Here is a 24,212-nt window from a genome sequence, read left to right as displayed (position 1 = left end):
ACGTCAGGCGTGCGGCGACAGGCTCCACGGGTCGATCGGGACGACGCCCGTGCAGCGGCCGGAGGGGTCGAGGAGCCGCCCGTAGAGTTTCGACTGCCGCAGGACGATCTGCCGGTCGGCGATGCTCACGTACGGGAAGCGCTCCTCAAGGCGCATCACCAGCGGATGCAGGTCGGAGACCCCGTGCAGGCCCACGGTGAGGAGCATGTTGCGGGCGCCCGCGAGCGCCGCGCACGTCCGTGTCTCCGGCCAGTCGAGCAACGCCCGGCCCGTCTCCTCCAGCAGGCCGTCCGGCATCCGCAGCCACAGCACCGCCGAGGAGTGCCAGCCCGCGTGCGGGCGCGCCAGGTCGCAGCGGAAGTCGATGTCGCCGGTCGCGACCAGGCGTGACAGCCTGCGCTGCACCGTGCGCTCGGACATGCCGACGGCCTGCGCGAGCTCGGTGTAGCCGGCGCGGCCGTCGGCGAGCAGTGCCTTGAACAGCAGCCGGTCGATCCCGTCCATCTGCCCGGTGGACTCCGCCGGCCCCGCCCCCGCCCCCGGCCGACTGGCCAGCGCGCCCGCGGATCGCGGCGGCAGCACCCGCAGCCGCCAGCGGCACGAGGCCTCGAAGACGCGCGTGGCGACATGGGTGCGTACCTTCGCCACGCCGGGCACCCGCGGCAGGTCCGTGAGCAGGTAGTCCGCCAGCGCGGGCATCGACGCGGCGACGGCGATCACGAACAGGTCGTGACCGGCGGCGACGTGCTGCACGGTGATGAGGTGACCCGCCGCCGCGAGCGCGCCGGCGACCTCGACCGCCGCCCCGGCCTCACAGTCGATCTCCAGGAAGGCCATGCTCATCGCGTGCATCTGGCGCCGCCCCAGGGCGACGGTGGTCCACGCCTCCCCCGCGCCGTTCAGCCGCTGCCAGCGCCGTGCCGCCGTCACCGGGTCGGCACGGATCGCCGCCCCGACCTCCACCCAGCTCGCCCGCGGGTTGATCTGGAGGGCGTCGATGAGTTCGAGGTCGGCCTCCGACAGCAACCGCCGGGGCTCGATGCCGGAATCCTGCATGATCGGTCCTTCAATGTCACATTGCTGCGTTTAAAGACCAAATGCACCTTATACCTCGATCCTTGTGCGGGCAGCCGCCCCTGGTCCTCCCAGGGCTCACCCCCGCTCACCCCGGCTCACCGCACGGAAGAGGACGCCTCCCGATGACCCAGCTCCACGATCACGCCCCGGCACCGGCCGGGGAGGCGGACCACCGGCGCCCGGCGAGCAGGACCCGGCTGGTCGGCGTCCTCGGCGGCATGGGTCCGGCGGCCACCGTCGACTTCTACGGCAAGCTGGTGGAGGAGACCGCGGCCACCCGCGACCAGGCACACGTGCCCGTCGTCATCTGGGGCGACCCCCGCGTCCCCGACCGTTCCCTCAGCCTGCTCGGCGGCGGCGAGGACCCGACCCCGTACCTGCGGCGCGGCGTCGAGGGCCTGAAACAGGCGGGGTGCGAGGTGCTCGCCGTGCCCTGCAACACCGCCCACGCCTTCGTCCCCCGCCTGGCGGAGGAGGCCGGGCTGGAACTGGTCAGCATCATCGAGGTCACGGCCGACGCCCTCGCGGCCGACGGCGTCCGCGCGGCCGGAGTCCTGTCCACCTCGGGCACCCTGCACGCCGGCCTGTACGCCGACGCTCTGCGACGGCGCGGCGTGGCGGTGATCGAGCCCGACGAGCCCGGTCAGCGGCAGGTCACGGCCGCCATCGCCGCCGTCAAGGGCGGCGGCGCGCGACCGGCCCACCGACGGGCGCTGGCGGAGCTGTCCCGTTCCCTCGCCGATCGCGGCGCGGAGCGGGTCGTCACCGCGTGCACCGAGCTCGTCCTGGCCCTGGACCGCTCCCTCGTCCCCGTCCCGGTTCTCGACCCCGCCCGCCTGCTGGCCCGCCGGCTCGTCGAGACGGCGCTCGGCGCTCCGGCGGCCCACCGCGGCGGGCCGGCGCCTCCAGGTGCCACACTTCCCATATGACGCAGAAGGAGCCCCGTTCCCTGATGCCCAACATGCGGCTGGACGAGCTGCTGGCGGAACTCCAGGTGCGGCTGGAGGCGGTGCTGGCCACCCGCGACCGTGTGCACGCCCTCCTGGAGGCGGTCGTGTCGGTGGGCAGCGACCTGGATCTGGAGACGGTGCTGCGGCGGATCGTGGAGACCGCCACCACCCTGGTCGACGCCGGCTACGGCGCGCTGGGCGTGATCGGGGAGGAGAGCACGCTCGTGCAGTTCGTCCCCGTGGGACTGAGCGAGGAGGAGATCGCCCGGATCGAGCACTGGCCGCACGGCCTGGGCCTGCTGGGCCTGCTCATCAAGGAACCGCAGACGCTGCGCATGGCCGACCTGTCCCGGCACCCGGAGTCGTACGGCTTCCCGCCCGGCCACCCGCCGATGGGCTCCTTCCTGGGGGTGCCGGTACGGGTCCGCGAGGAGGTGTTCGGCAACCTCTACCTCACCGAGAAGCGCGGCGGCGGGGAGTTCGACGAGGAGGACGAGGCGATCGTGGTGGCCCTGGCCACCGCGGCCGGCGTCGCCATCGAGAACGCCCGCCTGTACGAGGAGACCCGCCGCCGGGAGGTCTGGCTGCAGGCCTCCTCCGACGTCACCACGGCCCTGCTGTCGGGCGCCGAGCCCACCGAGGTGCTCACGCTGGTGGCTCGCCGGGCCCGGGAGATGGCCGGCGCCGACGTCGTGGCGGTCCTGCTCCCCGGCCCCTCCGGCGAGACGCTGCGGTGGGAGATCAGCGACGGCGCTCCCGGCGTCCGGCCCGCCGGGGCCGAACTCCCCGTCTCCGGGACCCTCGCCGGCCGGGCCTTCCTCAGCGGCGAGCCGGTGACGGCGAGCGAACGCGACGCCGACGACGACTCCTTCATCGCCGACGCCGCCGCCGGCTTCACCCTCGGCGGGGAGACGCCGATCGGCCCGGTGGCCGCCGTGCCGCTGGGCCGGGCCGGGGCCGTCCGCGGGGTGCTGAAGCTCGGCAAGCGCACCGGCCGGATCCCGTTCAGCACCGGCGAGCTGCACACCCTGCGGTCCTTCGCCGGTCAGGCGGCGCTCGCCCTCGAGCTGGCCGAGGCCCGGCGGGACGCCGAACGCCTGGGGCTGCTGGAGGATCGCGACCGCATCGCCAAGGACCTGCACGACGTGGTCATCCAGCGGCTCTTCGCCGTCGCCATGACGCTGATGAGCATCGTCCGCCTCGTCGAGCACCCCGAGGCGGCCTCCCGGCTGCGGCACGGGATCGACGAGCTGGACGAGACCATCCGGCAGATCCGCTCCACCATCTTCGCCCTGCAGGCCCCCCGCGACACCGCCCCCGGTCTGCGCGCGCAGGTCGTGGAGCTGGTGGAGGGGGCCCGCGGGCACCTGGGGTTCATGCCGGGCCTGCGCCTGGAGGGCCGGCTCGACAGCGGGGTGCCGGCCCCGGTCGCCGAGCAGCTCACCGCCGTGCTGCGCGAGGCCCTGTCCAACGTCGTGCGCCACGCGAGGGCCTCCAGGGCCGACGTGCTGGTCGAGGCGGCCGGCGACGGGCTGCTCCTCAGCGTCCGGGACGACGGCGTGGGGCTGTCCGGTGAGGGCAGGCGCAGCGGCCTGCGCAACATGGAGGACCGCGCCCGGCAGCTCGGCGGTTCCTTCGAGGCGGGCGCGGCCCCCGGCGGCGGGACCCTGCTGACCTGGCGCGTGCCGCTCGGCGGCTGACGGCGGCCCGGCGGCCCTGTGACCGGGCCGCCAGGCCTTCACCGGAGCAGGCCGCCACCGTCGCGGGTCGCCACCGGCGCGAGCCGCCCTCAGCGCAGGCCGCCCTCAGCGCAGGCCGCCCTCAGCGCAGGCCGCCCTCAGCGCAGGCCGTCGAAGAGGTTCTCCTCGCGGTCCGGGGCGGGAACGCGGCTGAAGACGCGGATGAACGCCTCGTGGGAGAAGGCCCGGTGCTGGGCGTCGGCGGGCATGCGCAGCAGGAAGATGTTCTCGCCCTGGCTGGCGTGCGCCTCCAGCGCCTTGCGCTTGCGCTCGACGTAGGGGGCGACGTCCACCATGGCGGTGATCTGCTCCTCGGGGACGCCGAAGTCGTCGGGCAGCTCGAACTCCTCCGGTGCCGCACCGGTCGAGCGGAGGAACTCGAACAGCTCGGCGATCCGCTCGCGGGGAACGGCGGTGTAGTAGAGCTTGGCGGGGACGCCGCTCGCCTCGGCCGCCGCCACGGTGATCCGGTGGGCCTGGATGTGGTCGGGGTGACCGTACCCGCCGTTCTCGTCGTAGGTGACCACGACCTGCGGGCGGTAACGCTCCATCAGCTCGGCCAGCCGCGCGGCGGCCCGTTCGACGGGGACGTTGGCGAAGGCGTCCGGCGCCTGGTTGGCGGCCCAGCCCACCATGCCGGAGTCGCGGTAGCCGAGCAGCTCCAGGTGGTCGATCCCGAGGTGGGTCACGGACTCGCGCAGCTCCGCCAGGCGCAGGGCGCTCACCTCCGACTCGTCGTGGCCGTCCTCGCCGGGCTTGATCCCTCCGGGGGCGTCGCCCTGCTCGCCGTTGGTGCAGGTGACCAGGACGGTGCGGACGCCCTCGTCCGCGCACCTGGCCAGGATGCCGCCGGTCCCGATCACTTCGTCGTCGGGATGGGCGTGCACGGCCATCAGCGTCAGCTGGTCCATCAGTCTTCGACCCTTCCGTCTTCCGTCACAGGTGGCCCGCGTGGCCGGGGGCGGCCCTTTCCGTCTTTTCCGGCCTTTTCCGAGTCCTTTGCGAGCCCGGACCACTCTACGGCGGCGCGCGACGGCACGCGGGACCGCGGATCTCCCGGAAGGATCTTCGGGGAGGGCCCGGCGCCGCCTTCCCCGGGGGCTTCCGGTGCCGCCCGCCGCGGACCCTCAGGAAGAGCCCTCGGGACCGCCGGGCTCGGCGCAGAAGACCACGCCGTCACCGGGGTCCACGACGACCTCGGCGCGCGCCGCGGGGACGAACGCCGACCGCCCGGCTTCCAGCCGCAGGCCGTCCGCCGTCGCCGTGCCCCGGGTGCACAGCAGGATCCGGGGCAGGCCGCCCGTCAGCCGGGTGACACCGCCCGCCCCCTCGCCGCCCGCCGGCCGCGCGTCCCCGTCCCGCCTGCCGTCCCCGTCCGGTCCGCCGTTCCCCGGCCGCTCGGTGCGCGCCTCGATCCGGCGCAGCCCGAACTCCGGCGCCGGGGTGGGATAGAGCCCGCCGGGGCCCGCCTCGACCGCCGCCGGGGCCGCCCCCGGGTCTGTGACGCGCAGCAGCTCCGGCACATTGAGGGGCTTGGGGGTGAGCCCGGCCCGCATGACGTTGTCGGAGGCTCCCATGATCTCCACGCCGAACCCCCTGAGGTAGCAGTGGAGCACGCCGGCCCCCAGGAAGAGCGCCTGCCCGGGGGCCAGCTCGTGACGTCGCAGCAGGAGCGGGGCCAGGCAGGCGGGGTCGCCGGGGTACAGGCGGGCCAGCCGCGCGACCAGCGCGTAGTCGGGGTGGTGCACGGCCGAGGCCGCCCAGGCGATCCGCTCGGCCGCCTCCCGCCGCTCCAGCAGCGCCGCCAGGGCGTCGAGGAGGGACCCGGCGGCGAGCAGCTCCGTCACCTCCCGTAGTTCGCGGACGCCCAGCCGCCCGACGAGCATCGCGGCCTGGCCTCCGTCGCGGAACCCGGCCAGCGCGGTGAACGGCGTGATCGCGCACACCAGCTCCGGTTTCGGCCAGGGGTCGCCGTAGACGCCCCGCGCGTGGCCGTGGGCGGCCTGCTCGGCGGTCGGGTGGACCTGCAGGGACAGCGGCCGGTCGACGGCGATGAGCTTCATCAGGTACGGCAGGCGGCCGCCGTACCTGTCCGCGGTCGCAGCCCCCAGGACGCCGGCCGGATCGGCGGCGGCGAGTTCGGCCAGCGAGCGCCCGTCGCCGTCCAGCCGCGAGGGCCCGGCGGGGTGGGCGCCGAGCCACATCTCCGCTTCGGGGCCGGGCGCGGGGACCGGCCTGCCGGTGAGCGCGGCGATGTCGGTCCGCGAGCCCCAGGCGTAGTCCTTGACGGGGTTGGCCAGCAGGTGCACGTGGGTCTCCTCGGGTCAGGTCCGGGCGTTACCGGGTCACGGAGCCGGGGGCGCAGGGGCAGGCGTCCGGTTCCCGGGTCACGGAGCCCGGGGGGCCGGAGGGCGCGGAGGCAGGACGAGGGCGGCGGCGCCGAGCAGGCCGGCGTCGCGCCCCAGGGAGGTGGCGTCCACCCGCAGGCGGCGCGTGAAGCCGAGTCCGGCGTTCTCCGCCACCGCCTGCCGGAGCGGGCCGAACAGCACCGGCCCGGCGGCGGCCACTCCCCCTCCGACGACGACGCGGTCGAGGTCGAGCAGGGCGGCGGCGGTGTGGAAGGCGGTGGCCAGCGCGTCGGCGGCGCGGCTGAAGGCGGCCTGCGCGATCTCGGATCCGGCGCGGGCGCTCGCGGCGAGCGCGCGGGCGTCCGCCCCGGTCCAGCCGCCCGCGCGGGCCCAGCGGACCATGGCGGGCCCGCTGGCGACGGTCTCCACGCACCCGGACGCGCCGCACGGGCAGGGATCGCCGCCGGGATCGACGGTGATATGACCGATGTGCCCGGCGTTGCCGGTCGGACCGAGGTACGGCACGCCGTCCAGGACGAAGCCGCCGCCGACGCCGGTGGAGACCACCACGCCCAGCACCGCGCGGGATCCGGGCCGCCACGGCTCCTCCCCCGGTCCGGACGCCGCCCCGGTCGCCGTCCCCGGCGCTCCCGGTGATCCCGGCGCCGCCCCGGTCGCCGTCCCCGGCGCTCCCGGTGTCCCCGGCGGCGTCCCGGCCGCCGCTCCGGGCTCCTCCGGTGTCTCGGGGTCCGCCGGGAAGGTCCCCCGCCACCACTCCCCCAGCGCCATGCACTGGGCGTCGCCGGCCAGCCGTACCGGACGGCCGGGCAGCATCCGGCCGACGGCGCCGGCCAGGGGGAAGTCCCGCCAGCGGGGGATGTTGACCGGGCTGACCGTCCCGGCGCGCACGTCCAGGGGGCCGGCCGAGCCGATGCCGACCCCCTCGATCGCGTCGGCCGGCACCCGGGCGGTGATCTGCTCGACGACCTGGGCGAGCGCCCGGTCCGGCGAGCCGGCGCCGCTCAGCGGCACCTCGGCGCGGGCGGTCATGCCGCCGTCGGCGGTGACGGCCGCGGCGGCGAACTTGGTGCCGCCGATGTCCAGGGCGAGGACGGTCACCGGCGGGGCTCGTTCACGCAGCGCAGCACCGGGAAGGCGGTCAGCGCGGCCGGGTCGGGGAGGTTCCCGGCGGTGACGTGGAAGACCGCGCTCTCCCCCGGCAGCAGCGTCACCGGCAGGTCGTCCACCCGGGCGCCGGGGTCGAGCCGGTCGGGGAAGAGCGCCAGTTCGCGCAGGACGGTCCGGGCGGTGACCGTCACGCGGTAGCCGTCCCCGGCCGGTTCGGCGCGCGCGTCCCACGCCGCCTCGGGGAAGGCCACCCGGGTGTCCTCGTCGTAGAAGGACACCGCGCGCGTCTCGCCCAGACGGGCGACGAGCAGTTCGGCGGCCGGGTCGCCGGGGTCCGCCACGGCGGCGGGCAGCGGGAGGCGGGTGACGGAGCGGGGGGCGACGGTCACCCCGGCGGTCTCCTCGGCCAGGACCTTCCCGGAGACGTCGTGCCGGACCAGCGACAGCTCGCCGTGCCACGGTTCGGCCGAGTCGTTGACCAGCGCGACCTCGCCGTCGATGACGGCGAGCAGCCGGTCGGCGTAGACGCGGCGCAGCGCGTACCACAGGGGCTTGCGGCGGCCGTCGCCGTCGACGGCGGCCCAGGAGGTGACCGGCCAGCAGTCGTTGAGCTGCCAGACGACGCTGCCGGTGCAGTGCGGGGCCAGCGCGCGGAAGCGGGAGACGCCGAACTCGATGGCCCGCGCCTGGTTGAGCTGGGTCAGGTAGTGCCAGTCGTCGAAGTCCCGAGGCCGGGGCAGGTGCTCGCCCAGGCCGCGCAGCAGCTTGTCGTTGCCGTCGATCGCCTTCTGGTGGTGCAGCACCAGGGGCGCGTCGGAGGCCAGCTCGCCGCTGATCGCCCTGCGCATCGTGGCGTACGTCGCCGGGCCCTGGAAGCCGAACTCGGCGGCGAAGCGGGGGCGGTAGGCGGCGTAGCGGGTGTAGTCCTCGCGGTTCCACACGTCCCAGATGTGCAGGGTGCCGCGTGAGGGGTCGTTGGGCGGCAGATCGGGGGCGCCGGAGTAGGGGCTGCCGGGCCAGTAGGGCCGGGTCGGGTCGAGCTCGGCGACCACCCGCGGCAGCAGGTCGTAGTAGAAGCCCGCGCCCCAGCTGCGGCCTTCGAGCCTCTCCTGCCAGCCCCAGTCGGCGTGGCCCTCGATGTTCTCGTTGTTGCCGCACCACAGCACCAGGCTGGGGTGGCTCGCCAGCCGGGTGACGTTCTCCCTGGCCTCGGCCTCCACCTCCGAGCGGAACGGCTCCTCCTCGGGGTAGGCGGCGCAGGCGAACGGGAAGTCCTGCCAGACGAGCAGGCCGAGCTCGTCGGCCAGGTCGTAGAAGTCGTCGCTCTCGTACAGGCCGCCGCCCCAGACCCGCAGGAGGTTCACGTTCGCTCCGGCGGCCTGGGTGAGGCGTTCCCGGAGGCGCTCGCGGGTGACGCGGTTCGGGAAGCAGTCGTCGGGGATCCAGTTGACGCCGCGCACGAACACCGGCTCGCCGTTGATCCGCAGGCCGAACGCCTCGCGGTCCAGCTCGACGGCGCGGAATCCGATCCTCCGGCTCCACTCCTGGTCGCCCAGGCGCACGGTGAGGTCGTGGCGCGGCTGCCCGCCGTACCCGCGCGGCCACCACAGGTCCGGCTCGGGCACGGTGAGCGTCACCGTGGTCTCCCGCTCACCGGCGGCGAGCCACGTCTGTGCCGCGGCGCCCGCCACGGCGACGTCCAGCGCGAGCGGCTCCTCGCCGGTGCGCTCGACCCTGACGTGCACGTCCACCCGGCCGTCTGTCCCGTCGAGGGTGACCAGCGGGCGCACCTCGGCCAGCCGCGCGCCGCTCCAGCTCTCCAGTCCGATCGGCCGCCAGATCCCGGCGGTGACCACGGTCGGCCCCCAGTCCCAGCCGAAGTTGCACGCCATCTTCCGGATGAACTGGTACGGCTCGGCGTAGGCGCCCGGCCGGTCGCCCAGGGCCGCCCGCCGTTCCTCGGCGTAGTCGTAGGCGGAGCCGAACACCACGGTGAGGGTGTTGCCCCCCTCGCGCAGCAGGTGCCGTACGGGGAAGCGGTAGGAGCGGTGCTGGTTGGCGGTGACGCCGACCGTGACGCCGTTGAGGACGACCGTGGCGACGGTGTCGAGGCCCTCGCAGACGAGGTCGGTCCGCTCGTGCCCGTCCGGCGTCCAGGTGAAGGCGGTCTCGTACCGCCAGGTGGTGCGGCCGATCCAGGTGAGCCGGGTCTCGTTGTCGTCCAGGTAGGGGTCGTCGATGATCCCGGCGGCCAGCAGGTCGGTGTGCACGCAGCCCGGTACGGTCGCCGGCACCCCGGCCACCTCGGCGCCGGACGGCGCGGCGGCCACCCCGGCCGTCCCGGCGCCGGGCGGTGCGGTGGCCGCCTCGGCGTCACGCGGGACGGCGGTGAGGGTCCAGCCGTCGTGCAGCGGACGGTAGATGCTCAAGCGGTTCTCCTTCTCGCGGCGGTCTCCGGCCCCCGGGGCCGCCGGACGTTCTTCTCAGCGGTCTTCGACGCGGCCCTTGAGGCGGCCTTCGGCGCGGTCTCCGGGCCGGTCCTCGCCGCCGCCTCCGGGCCGGTCCTCGCCGCAGCCTTCGAGCCTGGCGCACGCCACGAAGTGGTCCTCCTCGGCCTCCGCGAGGCCGCCGGTGACGGCACCGGCGGCGCCGCCGTCGTGGTAGACGCAGGAGGTGACCGGCTCGGCGTCCTCCCAGGGGTCGTGCAGGCGCGGCACTGCCGACAGCAGCTGCCGGGTGTAGGGGTGCATCGGGTTGCCGAAGACCTTGTCGGTCGTGCCCATCTCGACGACCGTCCCGTGCCGGAGCACGACGGTCCGCTCGGCCAGGTAGTTGCCCAGCGACAGGTCGTGGGTGATGTACAGCACGCCCAGCCCGCGGCCCTTGATCTCGGCGAGCAGGTTGAGCACGTCGATGCGGGTGGAGGCGTCGAGCATGCTGGTGATCTCGTCGGCGACCAGCAGCTTGAGGTCCAGCAGCAGCGCCCGGGCGATGAGGACGCGCTGGAGCTGGCCGCCGCTGAGTTGGTGGGGATACTTGCCGAGGACCTGGTCGGGGTCGAGCCGCACGTCCCGCAGGGCGGTGCGCACCCGCTCGTCCCACTCCTCGGCGGACGTCGCGGGGAAGTACGCCTCCCTGATCATCTGGAACACCCGGTCGGCCTTGAAGACCGGGTTGAACGAGCTGAAGGGGTCCTGGAAGACGCCCTGGACGTGCCGGTAGTACTCCTTGCCGGGCCGTACCGGGGCGCCGTCGAGGGTGATCGAGCCGGCGGTGACCGGGACGAGGCCGAGGATCATCTTGCCGAGGGTGCTCTTGCCGCTGCCGCTCTCGCCGATCAACGAGACGACCTGGCCCTCCGGCACGTCGAAGCTCACCCCGCCGACCGCGGTCAGGGTCTTGCCGCCGAAGGCGCCGACCTTGTAGACCTTCGTGACGTTGTCGAGTCTGAGCATCATGCCTTCCAGCAGGCGACGAAGTGGTTGGGCGCGACCTCGGCGGCCGGCGGCTCCTCGGCGCACCGGTCGAAGGCGAGCGGGCAGCGGTCCCGGAAGCGGCACCCCTTGGGCGGGTTCAGCAGCGACGGCGGGCTTCCGGCGATGCCCGACAGCTTCCGGTCGGCGTGGCGCACGCCGACCTCGGGCAGCGAGTCGATGAGCATCCGGGTGTAGGGGTGCCGGGGCGCCTCGACGATCGTCTTGGCCGGCGCCTTCTCGGCCAGCTTCCCCGCGTACATGACCATGATCGTGTCGGCGATCTGGTAGGTCAGCGAGATGTCGTGCGTGATGAAGACCATGCTCTTGACGAACCCGTTGTCGCGGAAGCCGGCCAGCGCCTTGGCCACCGCCTTCTGGGTGGAGACGTCGAGGGCGGAGGTGACCTCGTCGGCGATGAGCAGCGAGGGGTCCAGGAGGGTGGAGACGACCATGACCACGCGCTGCTTCATGCCGCCGGACAGCTCGATCGGGTAGCGGTCCAGCACCTCGTGGGGCAGGCCGACCGCGTCCAGGCGGCCGAGCAGCTTGGCGGTGTCGGGGGTGACGCCGCGGGAGCGCAGCAGCTCGCCCACCATTTTGCCGATCTTGCGGGTCGGGTTCAGCGCGCTCATCGAGTACTGCGGGACGAGCGAGACCTGGTGGAAGCGGAAGTCGTTCATCCTCCGGTCGTCGCCGATGGGCAGCTCGACGCCGTCGAGTTCGACGGTGCCGCCGACGTGGCGCATGCGGCCGTCCATCCGGATGAGGCTCTTGCCGAGGGTGGTCTTGCCACAGCCGGACTCGCCGGCCAGGCCGAGGATCTCGGCGTCCCCCAGCTCGAAGGAGACGCCGTCGAGCGCCCGCACGTCGCCCCGCAGGGTCCGGTAGTGCACCTTCAGATCGCTGACCCGCAGGCTCATGTCTCCCTCAGCTTCGGGTTGAAGACCTCGTCGAGGCCGACGTTGGCGACGTACAGGGCTCCGACGATCGCGGTGATCGCGGCGCCCGGCGGGATGAACCACCACCACATGCCGAGCTGCATGGCGCTCCACTGGCCGGCGTTCTGCAGCATCAGGCCGAGCGAGACGCCCTCGGTGGGGCCGAGGCCGATGAAGTCCAGCGACGAGGCGATCAGGATCGAGTTGCCGAACAGCAGGATGAACGTCAGCAGCAGGTAGGAGCTCATGTTCGGCGCGATCTCCCTGGTGATGATCTTCCAGGTGTTCGAGCCGCTCAGCCTGGCCAGGTCCACGAAGTCCCGGCCGCGCAGCGAGAAGGTCTGCGCCCGGATGGCCCGCGCCGCCCACGGCCACGACGTCAGGCCGATGAAGACCGCCTGCGCGGCCACGCTGCGGATGCCGAGGTAGGCGTTGATGATGAGCAGTACGGCCAGCGTCGGGATGACCAGGATGATGTTGGTCAGCATGTTCAGGATCTCGTCGACGAGCCCGCCGCGGAAGCCGGCCAGGAACCCGACGACCATCCCGATGAGGGAGGCGACCACGCCGCCCAGCAGGCCCGCGGCGAAGGTGGTGCGCAGACCGTACACGAACTGGGCGAAGACGTCCTGGCCGAAGGTGGTGGTGCCGAACCAGTACTCCGACGAGGGGCCCTGCATGGGCGGGCCGACGTACTCGTTGGGCGGGGCGTCGATGGTGAGGGGGCCGATCAGGCCCAGCAGCAGCAGGACGATGATCACGGCGGCGCCGGCGAGGAGCTTGCCGTTGCGCAGCGCGAAGTGCAGCGCCTCGCGGCGTCCGCTGGCCGGGGCGGCGACGTCGCGGGTGGCGACTTCCTGGAGCGCGGTCATGCCTCAGCACCCGCCATTCCCGCCCGCGTCCGAGGATCGACCACGACGTAGACGATGTCGATGATGAAGTTCGCGGCGAGGACGCCGAGGACGATGAACATGAACGTGCCCTGTAGCAGGAAGAAGTCCTGGTTCTGGATGGCCTTGAGGATGAGGCTGCCCAGGCCCGGGTAGGAGAAGACGATCTCCGTCACCAGGGCGCCGGCCACCAGCACGCCGAGCTGGAGCGCCAGGCCGGTGATCTGCGGCAGCACCGCGTTGCGGAAGGCGTAGCGCCGGATCAGCCGCTGCGGCGCGCCGAGCGCGGCGAGGTAGGTGGAGTAGTCGGACTCCAGCTCATAGATGATCATGTTGCGCATGCCGATCGCCCAGCCGCCGAGCGCGACGAGGAACAGCGAGGCGAACGGCAGCACCCAGTGGTGCAGCAGGTCGAGCAGGAACTCCGCCGACCAGTTGGGCTGCATGGAGAAGCTGTAGCCGCCGGCGATCGGGAAGAGGCCCGCGACCACGCCGAATCCCCAGGCGAGCAGGACCGCCAGCCACATGTACGGCATCGCGGTCAGGACGTAGCCGATCGGCAGGACGGTGTTGTCCATCAGCTTGCGCCGGGCCGCGTACGCCCCCAGCCGGTTGCCGACGACCCAGCTCAGCAGCACCGACGGGATCATCAGCCCCAGCGTGTACGGCACGGCGCCCATGATGACGTCGCTCACCGGGGTGGGGAACACCCAGATGCTGATGCCGAAGTCGCCGTGCAGCAGCGCCCCCCAGAAGTTGAGGTACTGCCGCCACAGCGGCTGGTCGAAGCCGAAGAGACCGGTGTAGTACTGCTTCATCGCCTCGACGGCCGCGGGCTGGCTGACGTTGGCCCGGGCGACCATGCTGGCGACCGGGTCGCCGGGCATGAACCGCGGGATCATCCAGTTGACCGTGACGGCGACGACGAACGTCAGCCCGTAGACCAGCAGTTTCCTGCCGAAGTATCGACGCACGAGAGAACTCCCGAAAAGGGCCCCTCCTCCCCCCGGAAGGAGGAAAGGGGGAGGAGGGGGCGGAACCGACGGTCAGGAGGCGGGCTGGAGCTGGGTGAGCGTCTCGAAGCCGCCCAGTTCCATCCAGTTACGCCACATGGCCGGCGCGTACTTGGGAGCGTTCGGGGCCGAGGAGGGCCAGTTCTTCCAGACGCTGGTGCTCGACTGGGCCCACAGGCCGTTGTACCAGAGCGGGATGACCGGCAGCTCCTCCAGGTGGATCTTCTGGAGTTCGGCGATCTTCGCCTTCATGCCGGCGATGTCGTCGGTCTTGACCCGGTCGAGCTCCTGCACCAGCTTCCAGGCCTTCTCGTTCTCGTAGCGGCCGAAGTTGACGGTGTTCTGCAGCTTGCGGACCGGGAGCTGGAAGACGTACTCGTAGTACGTCCACGGGGTGTTGGACAGCTGGCGCTCGTTGTTGAGCACCAGGTCGAAATCTCCCTTGCCGCGCTTCTCCACCAGGGCGTTGAAGTCGGGGAAGTCGGCGGTGACGTCGATGCCTGCGGCCTTGGCGCTGGAGGCGATGACGCGGGCGGCCTCCATCCAGTCGGTCCAGCCGGACGGCACGATGAGGGTCAGCTTGATCTTCGAGCCGTCCTTGTTCTCCACCAGCCCGTCGCCGTCGCGGTCCTTGTAGCCGGCGTCGGCCAGCAGCTTCTTGGCCTTGCCGGTGTCGAAGGAGAACCCGGCCGACGACACCGTGGCCTGGTCGACGAACTGCTCCCACTGCGGCAGCAGGCCGGTGGGGCTGGCGGCCTTGACGAGGTTGCCGTAGACGCCCTCGACGATCTTCTTGGTGTCGACCGAGGAGGCGAGGGCCTTGCGGAAGGCCGCGTCGTTCATCGGCTTCTTGGTGGTGTTGGGGACCAGCCAGGCGGTGTTGGCCGAGAGCATGTACGGCGGCTCGTTGTAGAAGGAGGTGATGCCGAAGTTGCCCTTGACGAGGTTGGCCACGCCCGGCAGGAAGTTGTTGCTGAGGTCCAGGCCCTTCTGCAGCAGCATGCCCATCGCGACCTCGTTGCTGGGGGTGGCGATGTCGACGATGTACTTGGGCTTGGGCTCCATGTTCAGGGCGGTCTTGCCCCACCAGTCGTCGCGGCGCTGCCAGACGACGCGGTCCTGACTGTGGCTCTTGTAGGTGTAGGCGCCGGTGCCGACGGGGTTCTCGTTGACCCCGTTGAGCACGTCCTCCTCGGACCTGCCGTTCCAGACGTGCTCGGGGACGATGGCGCGGCCGTAGAGGTTGAAATCCCATTCCTGGTAGTTGGCCTCGGAGAAGGTGAAGCGCGCGGTCTGGTCGTCCACCGCCTCGACGCTCTTCAGCCAGTCCCACATGTTGTGGAACGGGATGGTCTCCATCTTGCCGAGCTCGTAGGAGTAGACGACGTCCTTGGCGGTCAGCGGCTTGCCGTCCGACCACTTCACCCCGGAGCGGAGTTTGACCTCGTAGGTCTTGTCGTCGGTCCAGCTCCCGCTCTCGGCCAGCCAGGGGACGAGCTTGGCGGCGTTGGGGTCGTAGTGGAACAGCGTCTCGTAGACCAGGCCCTTGGTGCCGGTGGCGGAGTCCCATTCGCGGATCGGGTTGAAGTTGGCCGGCGGCCCCCACTGGGAGCCGGTGGTGTAGAGCGTCTCCTTGCGGGGCAGCGAACCGCTGTCGCCACCGCCGGGGGCCGCGGCGGGCGCGCTCGCCGCCCCGGAGCCCTGTGCGGCGGGCGTGGTACCGCCGCCACCGGAGCACGCGGCGACGGCCAGGCCCGTCGCCAGGAGCGGGAGGATGATCCGCACCCGGTTTCGCATCTGTCTCTCCTTCCTCCGCCGCCCGGCGGAGGTCTGAACGTCGTTTCAGGCCCCCGATGGATCGGCCCGCGGGAGCGTCGCTCCCGCGGGCCTTGTGGGAGCGCTCCCAGTGCGCCGCGAAAACACGCTCCCCGTCTTCGGGCCGGTGGATGGTGTCGCAACCCGCGCCACACCCGCCGACGTGCCGGCCTGCGGGCCGGACCGCTCCGGGATGCGACTGAACCGGATAAGTACCGAGAACGTAAATTCCGCGTGTCCGGCATGTCAAGAGCCGTGACTCCTTCGAGACGTCCCGCCGCGCGCCCCCGTCCGCGCCCGGCCGGGTCACGCACGCCGAACAGCGGTGACGCCGGGCGATCCGCCGCCCGTCCGCCCGTCCGGGGCGGCGGTCCGGCCCGTCTGTGGGCACGGGCGCGCAGGTAGTAGGGTGCGCGTGGACATCAGAACCGAACCGATTCAGTCAGGAGGGCGTCGTGAAGCGGCCGACGATCGCCGACATCGCCCGCCGGGCCGGTGTCTCCAAGGTGGCGGTCTCCTACGCGCTGAACGACCGCCCCGGGGTGTCGGAGGCCAAACGGGCGATGATCAAGGCCATCGCCCAGGAGATCGGCTGGCGGCCCAACAGCGCCGCGCGGGCGCTGAACGGCGCGCGGGCGCGCAGCGTGGGGCTGGCCGTGTGCCGCCCGGCGCGCGTCCTCGGCATGGAGCCGTTCTTCATGGAGCTGATCAGCGGCATCGAGAGCGAGCTGTCCGCCCGCTCCTACGGGCTCATGCTGCAGGTGGTGACCGACCACGAGCAGGAGATGGAGACCTACCGCCGCTGGTGGGGCGAGGGCCGCGTCGACGGCGCCATCCTGGTCGACCTGCACTTCGCCGACCCGCGCATCCCCGAACTGGAGACGTTCGGCATGCCCGCCGTGGTGCTCGGCCACCCCTCGGAGGCGGGCTCGCTGGTCCCCGTCTGGTCCGACGACGCCGCCCCCGTCCACGAGACCGTCCGGTATCTCGCGGCGCTCGGCCACCGCCGCGTCGCCCGCGTCGCCGGGCTGCCCCGGCTGGTCCACACCGTCCTGCGCGACCGGGCGTTCACCGCCGTCTGCACGGAGCTGGGCCTGGACGACCAGGTCATCGTGCACACCGACTACACCGGCGAGGAGGGCGCCCGCGCCACCCGCCGCCTGCTCAGCTCCCCCGGACGGCCCACCGCGATCATCTACGACAACGACATCATGGCCGTCGCCGGGCTGTCCGTCGCCCAGGAGATGCGCCTGGACGTGCCCGCCGACCTGTCGATCGTGGCCTGGGACGACTCGCCCCTGTCCCAGGTCGTGCGGCCGGCGCTGACCGCGCTGACCCGTGACATCCCGGCCTACGGCGCCCACGCCGCGCGCACCCTGCTCTCGCTGATCGCCGGGGAGCACGCCCCGGCGATCGAGGACGAGGCGTCCCGGCTCGCCCCCCGGGCCAGCACCGCCCCTCCCCCGCCCTCCGTCTGACACCCGCCCTCCGCGCCTGACACCCGCCCGCCGGGTGCCGGCCGTACCCCGGTACGGCTTCGGTGACGCGGCCCGGGTGCGGACCCGCGGCCCGCTCCGGCGGCGGCCTGTCGGTGCCGTTGCCTAAAGTGTCTGCTCATGGAGGCATCCGTCGAGCAGCTGGTGTACGTCCGCGAGGACGAGTACACCGTCGCCCGGATGAGCGCCGACGACGGCTCGGGCTTCGTCGCCTCGGGCCGCGCCCTGGCCGGGGCGCAGCCCGGGGAGACGCTCCGGCTCACCGGGCGGTGGGACGAGCACCCCCGGCACGGCAGGCGCTTCGTGGTCGACGGCTGCGAGCGGATCACGCCGTCCGGCGTCCGGGCGATCCGCCTCTACCTCGGCTCGGGCCTGATCCGCGGTATCGGGCCGCGGCTGGCCCATGCCATCGTCGACCACTTCGGCGAGGAGACACTGAAGATCATCGACGCCGAGCCCGAGCGGCTCCGCGAGGTCGTCAACATCGGCCCGACCCGGCAGGGCCAGATCACCGAGGCGTGGCGCGAGCAGAAGGCGATCGCCGCGCTCATGGTCGTCCTGCAGGGCTTCGGGATCAGCCCGCTGCTGGCCGCCAAGGTCTACCAGGCATTCGGCTCCGACTCCGCCGCCATCCTGTCCGCCGACCCCTACCAGCTCATCGGCCAGGTCAGGGGGGTCGCGTTCGCCACCGCCGACAAGATCGCCCTGCAGTCGGGGGTGCCGGAGTGCAGCCCGCAGCGGATCAGGGCGGCGATCCTCGACCGGCTGGAGGCGGCGGCGGCCGGCGGCGGGCACTGCTACCTGTCGGTGACCGCCCTCGTCACCCAGACGATGGAGCTGGTCGGCCAGGACGAGGACGTCGTCCGGCGGATGGTCGACGCCCTGGTGGCCGACCGCCGGGTGGTGGTCGAGGCGTCCCTCGACGGCGCCGGCCGTACCGTCGCCTACCTCGCCTACCTCCACGACCGCGAGCTGCGGCTGACCACCCACCTGACGCGGCTCTGGCAGGCGCCCTCGGAGCTCCCCCTGCGCGCCTTCCACGAGGACCCCGCGCTGCACGAGGACCAGCGGATGGCGGTGAACATGGCGCTGACCAGCACCGTCTCGATCATCACCGGCGGTCCCGGCTGCGGAAAGAGCCACACCGTCCGCACCATCGCCCGGGTGGTGCGGGCCGCGGGCGGCTCGGTGACCCTCACCGCGCCGACCGGCAAGGCCGCCAAGCGGCTGTCGGAGCTGGTCGGCATGCCCGCGATGACCGTGCACCGGATGCTGGCCCACCGGCCCGACGAGGAGGAGGGCACGCTGTTCCAGGAGACGCCCGCGCGGGCCGACCTGATCGTGGTCGACGAGGCGTCCATGCTGGACCTGCACCTGGCCACCCGCCTGACCGCGGCCATCCCCTCCGGCAGCCACCTGCTGCTGGTCGGCGACGGCGACCAGCTCCCCAGCATCGGCCCCGGCAGCGTGCTGGCCGACCTGCTGCGCGTCGAGGAGATCCCGCGGGTACGGCTGACGCATGTCTTCCGCCAGGCCGAGGGCAGCGGGATCATCGAGGCCGCCCACCGGATCCGGGCCGGTGAGGTGCCGGCGGTCCCCGGCGGCGGCGGTTTCTGGTTCGAGGAGCTCGACGACCCCGAGCAGGTCGCCGAGCGGGTGGTCCACCTGGCGACGGTGGCGATCCCCCGCAAGCAGAAGGTGGACCCGGGCGAGGTGCAGGTGCTGTGCCCGATGCGCAGGGGCCCCACCGGCACCGTCGAGCTGGGCCGGATGATCCAGGAGCGGCTCAACCCCGCCCGCGACGGCACGGCCGAGCACTGGGCGGGCTCCACGGTCTTCCGCGTCGGCGACCGCGTCATGCCGATCCGCAACAACTACGACAAGGGCGTCTTCAACGGTGAGACCGGCACGGTCACCGAGGTCGTCCCGGAGAGCCGGATCGTCGAGATCCGCACCGACGACGGCCAGGTCGTCGAGTACGGCTTCGACGAGCTCGACGAGCTGACCCACGCCTACGCCGTCAGCGTGCACCGCTCGCAGGGCAGCGAGTACCCGTTCGTGGTGGCGCCGATCGTCGCCGAGGCCGGGGGTGTCATGCTGCGCCGCCGGCTGCTCTACACCCTGGTCACCCGGGCGAAGGCGTGGGTGGTCCTGGTCGGCCGGCGCGAGGCGCTGGAGACGGCGGTCCACCGGCTCGGCGGGCGCCGCAACACCGGCCTCGCCCGCCGCCTCGCCCTGGCGCTCCAGGGTTGACCGCCCGGTTCCTCCCGCGCGGGTCCCGGCCGAGCGGGTTCCGGGCCGTGCGAGGTTCGGGCCGTATGGGGTTCGGGCCGTATGGGGTTCGGGCCGTATGGGGTCGGGACCGCGCGCGGTCCGGAGCGGTCCGGGCCCGCCGTACGGCGTCGCCGGTTTCCGCTGGCGTGCGAATCTCGTCCCGCGGACCGGAACGAGTTGGCCCGGACGGGGGCGACCGGGCTAACCTTGATCCGGAAAGGCCGAGAGGCGCTGCAACGGGCCAAGACCCGCCACGCTCGGTCCCCTACCTGTTCGACAAGGGCGCCTCCGACAACGGAGGTGAGCCTATGAACATGTCCTCAGCCGGCGAGAACGGCCCCGAGAACGCCCTCGGAAACGCTCGCGACACCGCCCCCGGCGCTCCCGCGGACGCCCCCGCCCCCGCGTCCGGCGGCGCGCCGGACGCGGCGGTGACCCGGGCGGCCGGCCGGACCCGCGCGCTGCGCGAGCTGCTGGACCGGCGGATCGCCGTGCTCGACGGGGCGTGGGGCACGATGCTGCAGGGCGCCGGGCTCACCCCGGCCGACTACCGCGGCGAGATCCTGGGCGACCACCCGCTCGACGTGACCGGCGACCCCGACCTGCTGAACCTCACCCGCCCCGACCTCGTCCTCGACGTCCACCGCCGCTACCTCGCCGCGGGCGCGGACATCACCACGACCAACACCTTCACCGCGACGAGCATCGGCCAGGCCGACTACGGCCTGCAGTCGCTGGTGCGGGAGATGAACGTGCGGGGCGCCCAGATCGCCCGTCAGGCCGCCGACGAGGCCGGCGGCCGGTTCGTGGCCGGCTCGGTCGGCCCGCTGAACGTCACGCTCTCGCTGTCGCCGCGCGTGGAGGACCCCGCCTACCGGGCGGTCACGTTCGACGACGTGTACGCCGCCTACGCCGAGCAGATCGGCGCGCTGGCCGAGGGCGGCGTCGACCTGCTGCTGATCGAGACGATCTTCGACACGCTCAACGCCAAGGCCGCGGTCGCCGCGGCCCGCGACGTCGCCCCGCACCTGCCGCTGTGGATCTCGGTGACGATCGTGGACCTGAGCGGGCGCACGCTGTCGGGCCAGACCGTGGAGGCGTTCTGGACCTCGGTCGCGCACGCCGACCCCCTTGTCGTGGGGGTGAACTGCTCGCTGGGCGCCGAGGAGATGCGCCCGCACGTCGCCGAGCTGTCACGTCTGGCCGGCACGTACGTGGCCTGCCACCCCAACGCCGGGCTGCCGAACGCATTCGGCGGCTACGACCAGACGCCTGAGGAGACCGCCGGGCTGCTCGGCGAGTTCGCCGCGGCCGGGACGGTGAACATCGTGGGCGGCTGCTGCGGGACCACGCCGGGCCACATCGAGCGGATCGCCGGCGCGGTGTCCCGGCTCGACCCGCGCCGGGTCCCGGGGCCGCCCGCGCGGACCCGTCTCAGCGGGCTGGAGCCGTTCGAGATCGGTGAGGACACCGGTTTCGTGATGATCGGCGAGCGCACCAACGTCACCGGCTCGGCGCGGTTCCGCCGCCTCATCGAGGCGGGCGACCACCAGGCCGCCGTGGACGTCGCGCTGGAGCAGGTGCGCGGCGGCGCCAACCTCCTCGACGTGAACATGGACGCCGACCTGCTCGACAGCGAGCGGGCCATGACGACGTTCCTGAACCTGATCGCGACCGAGCCGGAGGTGGCCCGCGTCCCGATCATGATCGACAGCTCGCGGTGGAGCGTGCTGGAGGCCGGGCTCAGGTGCGTGCAGGGCAAGGGCGTGGTCAACTCGATCAGCCTCAAGGAGGGCGAGGAGCCGTTCCTGGCGCAGGCGCGGCACATCCGCGACCACGGCGCCGGCGTGGTCGTCATGGCCTTCGACGAGCAGGGGCAGGCCGACACCGTCGAGCGCAAGGTGGAGATCTGCGGCCGCGCCTACGACCTGCTCACGCAGAAGGCGGGCTTCCCCGCCGAGGACATCGTGTTCGACCCGAACGTGCTGGCGGTCGCCACCGGCATCTCCGAGCACAACGGCTACGCCAAGGCGTTCATCGAGGCGCTGCCGCTCATCAAGGAGCGCTGCCCCGGGGTGCGGACCAGCGGCGGCATCTCCAACCTGTCGTTCTCCTTCCGCGGCAACGACGTCGTGCGGGAGGCGATGCACTCGGCGTTCCTCTTCCACGCCGTGCGCGCCGGGCTGGACATGGGCATCGTCAACGCCGGGCAGCTCGCCGTCTACCAGGACATCCCCGCCGACCTGCTGGAGCTCGTCGAGGACGTCATCTTCGACCGGCGTCCCGACGCCACCGACCGGCTGGTCGCGTTCGCCGAGACGGTCAGCGGGAGCGGCACCCGCCGTACGGTGGACCTGTCCTGGCGCGACGCGCCGGTGGAGAAGCGCCTGGCGCACGCGCTCGTGCACGGCGTGGCCGACTTCGTCGAGGAGGACACCGAGGAGGCCCGGCGGCAGGCGGCCCGGCCCCTCGACGTGATCGAGGGCCCGCTCATGGACGGCATGAAGATCGTGGGCGACCTGTTCGGCTCGGGGAAGATGTTCCTGCCGCAGGTGGTCAAGAGCGCGCGGGTGATGAAGCGTTCGGTCGCCTACCTGGAGCCGTTCATGGAGGCGGAGAAGGAGCGGGCGCGGCTCGCGGCGGCCGAGGCCGGTGAGGCGGACGGCACAGGCGGCGCGGACGGCGCGGCTTCGGGCGAGGCCGCTTCGGATGACACGGAAGGCGCCGTGGCCGGCGGCGCCGCGACCCGCACGGGCGGCATGGCCGGCGATGCCGGGCGGGGCAGCGGCAAGGTGGTGCTCGCGACCGTCAAGGGCGACGTGCACGACATCGGCAAGAACATCGTGGGCGTCGTCCTGGGCTGCAACAACTACGAGGTCATCGACCTCGGCGTGATGGCTCCCGCCTCGCTCATCCTCGACACCGCGATCGCCGAGGGCGCCGACGCCGTCGGCCTCTCGGGGCTCATCACCCCGTCGCTGGACGAGATGACCTCGGTCGCCGCCGAGATGGAGCGCCGCGGGATGCGGCTGCCGCTGCTGATCGGCGGCGCCACGACCTCGCGCCAGCACACCGCGGTGCGCATCGCCCCCGCCTACGGCGGCTCGGTGGTCCACGTGCTCGACGCCTCCCGGGTGGTCGGCGTGGTCTCCGACCTGCTGGACCCGGGCCGCGCCGAGGAGCTGGACGTGGCCAACCGCGCCGAGCAGGAGCGGCTGCGCGAGCAGCACGCCTCCCGGGAGCGCAGCCCGATGCTGACGCTGGCGCGGGCCCGCGCCAACCCCGAGCGGGTCTCCTTCGACGACCTGCCCGTGCCCGCCTTCACCGGCGTCCGCGTCGTCGAGCCGAGCCTGACCGAGCTCCGCGAGATGATCGACTGGCAGTTCTTCTTCCTGGCCTGGGAGCTGAAGGGCAAGTATCCGGCGATCCTCGACCAGCCGGTGGCCCGCGAGCTGTTCGACGACGCCAACGCGCTGCTCGACGAGATCATCGCCGTGGGCACACTGCGGGCGCGGGGCGTCTACGGCTTCTGGCCGGCCCGCTCCGAGGGCGACGACCTCGTGGTGGACGCCGGTGACACCACGGGCGGCGCCGTACGGCTGCCGATGCTGCGCCAGCAGACCGCCAAGCCCGAGGGGCGGCCCAACCGGTGCCTCGCCGACTACGTGGCCCCGGCCGGTGACCACCTCGGCGGCTTCGCGGTGACCGTGCACGGCGCCGAGGAGCTCGCCGCCGGGTTCGAGGCCCGCAACGACGACTACCGGTCGATCATGGTCAAGGCCCTCGCCGACCGGCTCGCCGAGGCGTTCGCCGAGTGGGTCCACCTGCGGGCCCGGCGCGAGTGGTTCGAACCGGACGCCGCCCCGTCGCTCGCCGAACTGCACGCCGAGCGGTTCCGCGGCATCCGGCCCGCGTTCGGCTACCCGGCGAGCCCCGACCACAGCCAGAAGCACGACCTGTTCGACCTGCTGGACGCCCGGCGGATCGGCATGGACCTGACGGAGTCCTTCGCGATGACCCCGGCCGCCAGCGTCAGCGGGCTGATGTTCGCCCACCCGGCGTCACGGTACTTCACCGTCGGGCGGCTGGGCAGGGACCAGATCGAGGACTACGCGGTACGGCGCGGCCTGCCGGTCGCCGAGATCGAGCGCTGGCTGCGCCCCAACCTCGCCTACGGCGACTGACCCTCCGGTCCTCCTCCGCGCCGCCGCCGTCCCCGCCGGACGGCGGCGGCCGGACCTCGTCAGACGATCCCGCCGTTGGCGCGCACGACCTGCCCGTTGACCCAGTGCCCGGCCGGGCCCGCCAGGAAGGCGACGACTTCGGCGATGTCGCCGGGGGTGCCGAGCCGTTCCAGCGGGGGCTGCTTGGCGAGCCGTTCGATCGTGGCCTCGTCCTTGCCGTCGAGGAACAGGTCGGTGGCGGTCGGGCCGGGCGCGACCGCGTTGACCGTGATGTCCCGTCCGCGCAGCTCGCGGGCGAGCACGAGCGTCATCGCCTCGACGGCGCCCTTGCCGGCGACGTACGCCCCGTAGCCCGGCAGTTGCAGGCCGACGACGGAGGTGGAGAAGGTGATGATCGCGCCTCCGTCGCGGACGCGGCGCGCGGCCTCCCGCGCCATGACGAACGTGCCGCGGATGTTGGTGCGGTGCAGGGCGTCCAGGTCGTCGAGGTCGAGGTCGGCGATCGGGGACAGCGACATCCGCCCCGCCGCGTTGACGACCACGTCGACCCCGCCGAAGGCATCCCGCGCCGCGTCGAACATCGCCGCGACCGCCGTCTCGTCCGCCACGTCCGCCCGCGCCGGGATCGCCCGGCCACCGGCCGCCGTGATCTCCTGTACGGCCTCCGCCGCGGCCTGGGCCGACCCCTGATATCCGACGACGACCGCGTGGCCCCTCGTCGCGAGCGTCCTCGCGACCGCCCGGCCTATGCCACGGGAGCCGCCGCTGACGATGGCCACACGCTGCTCACTCATGAGAACCTCCCGGTCGTATCAACGATATGAATCCGACATATCATCGCTAAGCCATGAAGATAGCACAGTTTCCTATCGTTGATAGCAGAG

The 24,212-nt window shown here is 72.9% G+C and carries 16 protein-coding genes; 5 read left to right on the top strand and 11 right to left on the bottom strand.

Translation table 11 applies throughout. The annotated features are described in order from the left end of the window. Positions 1–3 precede the first annotated feature (3 nt). Positions 4–1,056 carry an Lrp/AsnC family transcriptional regulator gene (locus ACZ6W9_RS22825; RefSeq protein WP_470119515.1) on the bottom strand — a complete coding sequence of 351 codons (1,053 nt, stop codon included), beginning with the start codon at positions 1,054–1,056 and terminating at the stop codon, positions 4–6. Between the two features lie 143 nt (positions 1,057–1,199). On the opposite strand from ACZ6W9_RS22825, the gene cuyB reads away from it, so the two are divergent. After that, on the top strand, positions 1,200–2,006 hold the full coding sequence (gene cuyB, locus ACZ6W9_RS22820) for a cysteate racemase (protein ID WP_470119513.1): 807 nt from the start codon (positions 1,200–1,202) through the stop codon (positions 2,004–2,006). After that, on the top strand, positions 2,003–3,727 hold the full coding sequence (locus ACZ6W9_RS22815) for a sensor histidine kinase (protein ID WP_389964125.1): 1,725 nt from the start codon (positions 2,003–2,005) through the stop codon (positions 3,725–3,727). The genes cuyB and ACZ6W9_RS22815 overlap by 4 nt, the downstream gene beginning before the upstream one ends. A gap of 137 nt (positions 3,728–3,864) precedes the next feature. On the opposite strand, the gene ACZ6W9_RS22810 is transcribed toward ACZ6W9_RS22815, so the two are convergent. The 9 genes from ACZ6W9_RS22810 to ACZ6W9_RS22770 all read right to left on the bottom strand — a co-directional run bounded on the left by ACZ6W9_RS22810 (position 3,865) and on the right by ACZ6W9_RS22770 (position 15,356). Then, positions 3,865–4,677 (bottom strand): PIG-L family deacetylase, encoded by an 813-nt coding sequence (locus ACZ6W9_RS22810; RefSeq protein ID WP_389964127.1) that lies wholly within the window; start codon positions 4,675–4,677, stop codon positions 3,865–3,867. A gap of 216 nt (positions 4,678–4,893) precedes the next feature. Further along, the gene (gene manA / locus ACZ6W9_RS22805; protein WP_470119510.1) at positions 4,894–6,075 is read right to left on the bottom strand and encodes a mannose-6-phosphate isomerase, class I; all 1,182 of its coding nucleotides are present in this window, start codon (positions 6,073–6,075) and stop codon (positions 4,894–4,896) included. A 78-nt stretch (positions 6,076–6,153) separates the two neighbouring features. Next, complete coding sequence (locus tag ACZ6W9_RS22800; RefSeq protein ID WP_470119508.1) at positions 6,154–7,233, bottom strand: ROK family protein; 1,080 nt, start codon at positions 7,231–7,233, stop codon at positions 6,154–6,156. After that, positions 7,230–9,671 (bottom strand): glycoside hydrolase family 2 protein, encoded by a 2,442-nt coding sequence (locus ACZ6W9_RS22795; RefSeq protein WP_470119506.1) that lies wholly within the window; start codon positions 9,669–9,671, stop codon positions 7,230–7,232. The genes ACZ6W9_RS22800 and ACZ6W9_RS22795 overlap by 4 nt, the downstream gene beginning before the upstream one ends. 54 nt (positions 9,672–9,725) lie before the next feature. After that, positions 9,726–10,697, bottom strand: coding sequence for an ABC transporter ATP-binding protein (locus ACZ6W9_RS22790; RefSeq protein ID WP_389964472.1), 972 nt, complete (start codon positions 10,695–10,697; stop codon positions 9,726–9,728). Further along, positions 10,697–11,638, bottom strand: a complete 942-nt coding sequence (locus ACZ6W9_RS22785; RefSeq protein ID WP_362933009.1) for an ABC transporter ATP-binding protein — start codon at positions 11,636–11,638, stop codon at positions 10,697–10,699. Before ACZ6W9_RS22785 ends, ACZ6W9_RS22790 begins: the two co-directional genes overlap by 1 nt. Then, positions 11,635–12,528, bottom strand: coding sequence for an ABC transporter permease (locus tag ACZ6W9_RS22780; protein WP_470119504.1), 894 nt, complete (start codon positions 12,526–12,528; stop codon positions 11,635–11,637). The genes ACZ6W9_RS22785 and ACZ6W9_RS22780 overlap by 4 nt, the downstream gene beginning before the upstream one ends. Beyond that, a complete protein-coding gene (locus ACZ6W9_RS22775; protein WP_389964142.1) occupies positions 12,525–13,520 on the bottom strand; it encodes an ABC transporter permease in 996 nt (331 codons plus the stop codon). Before ACZ6W9_RS22775 ends, ACZ6W9_RS22780 begins: the two co-directional genes overlap by 4 nt. Positions 13,521–13,592: 72 nt before the next feature. Beyond that, positions 13,593–15,356 (bottom strand): ABC transporter substrate-binding protein, encoded by a 1,764-nt coding sequence (locus ACZ6W9_RS22770; protein ID WP_389964145.1) that lies wholly within the window; start codon positions 15,354–15,356, stop codon positions 13,593–13,595. Between the two features lie 473 nt (positions 15,357–15,829). Between ACZ6W9_RS22770 and ACZ6W9_RS22765 the strand changes: the two genes are divergently transcribed. The 3 genes from ACZ6W9_RS22765 to metH all read left to right on the top strand — a co-directional run bounded on the left by ACZ6W9_RS22765 (position 15,830) and on the right by metH (position 23,328). Then, positions 15,830–16,852: a LacI family DNA-binding transcriptional regulator gene (locus ACZ6W9_RS22765; RefSeq protein ID WP_389964148.1), complete on the top strand. Its 1,023-nt coding sequence runs from the start codon at positions 15,830–15,832 to the stop codon at positions 16,850–16,852. Between the two features lie 138 nt (positions 16,853–16,990). Continuing rightward, entirely contained in the window at positions 16,991–19,123 is a 2,133-nt protein-coding gene (recD2, locus tag ACZ6W9_RS22760) for an SF1B family DNA helicase RecD2 (protein WP_470119502.1), read from the top strand. A gap of 329 nt (positions 19,124–19,452) precedes the next feature. Then, positions 19,453–23,328 carry a methionine synthase gene (gene metH / locus ACZ6W9_RS22755; protein ID WP_470119500.1) on the top strand — a complete coding sequence of 1,292 codons (3,876 nt, stop codon included), beginning with the start codon at positions 19,453–19,455 and terminating at the stop codon, positions 23,326–23,328. A gap of 59 nt (positions 23,329–23,387) precedes the next feature. Here the strand turns inward: metH and ACZ6W9_RS22750 are convergent, their stop codons facing one another. Further along, positions 23,388–24,122 carry an SDR family oxidoreductase gene (locus ACZ6W9_RS22750; protein ID WP_389964168.1) on the bottom strand — a complete coding sequence of 245 codons (735 nt, stop codon included), beginning with the start codon at positions 24,120–24,122 and terminating at the stop codon, positions 23,388–23,390. Positions 24,123–24,212: the final 90 nt, after the last annotated feature.

The organism is Streptosporangium sp. NPDC053982 (assembly GCF_055585205.1).
This window is presented reverse-complemented; position numbering and strand designations above follow the sequence as displayed.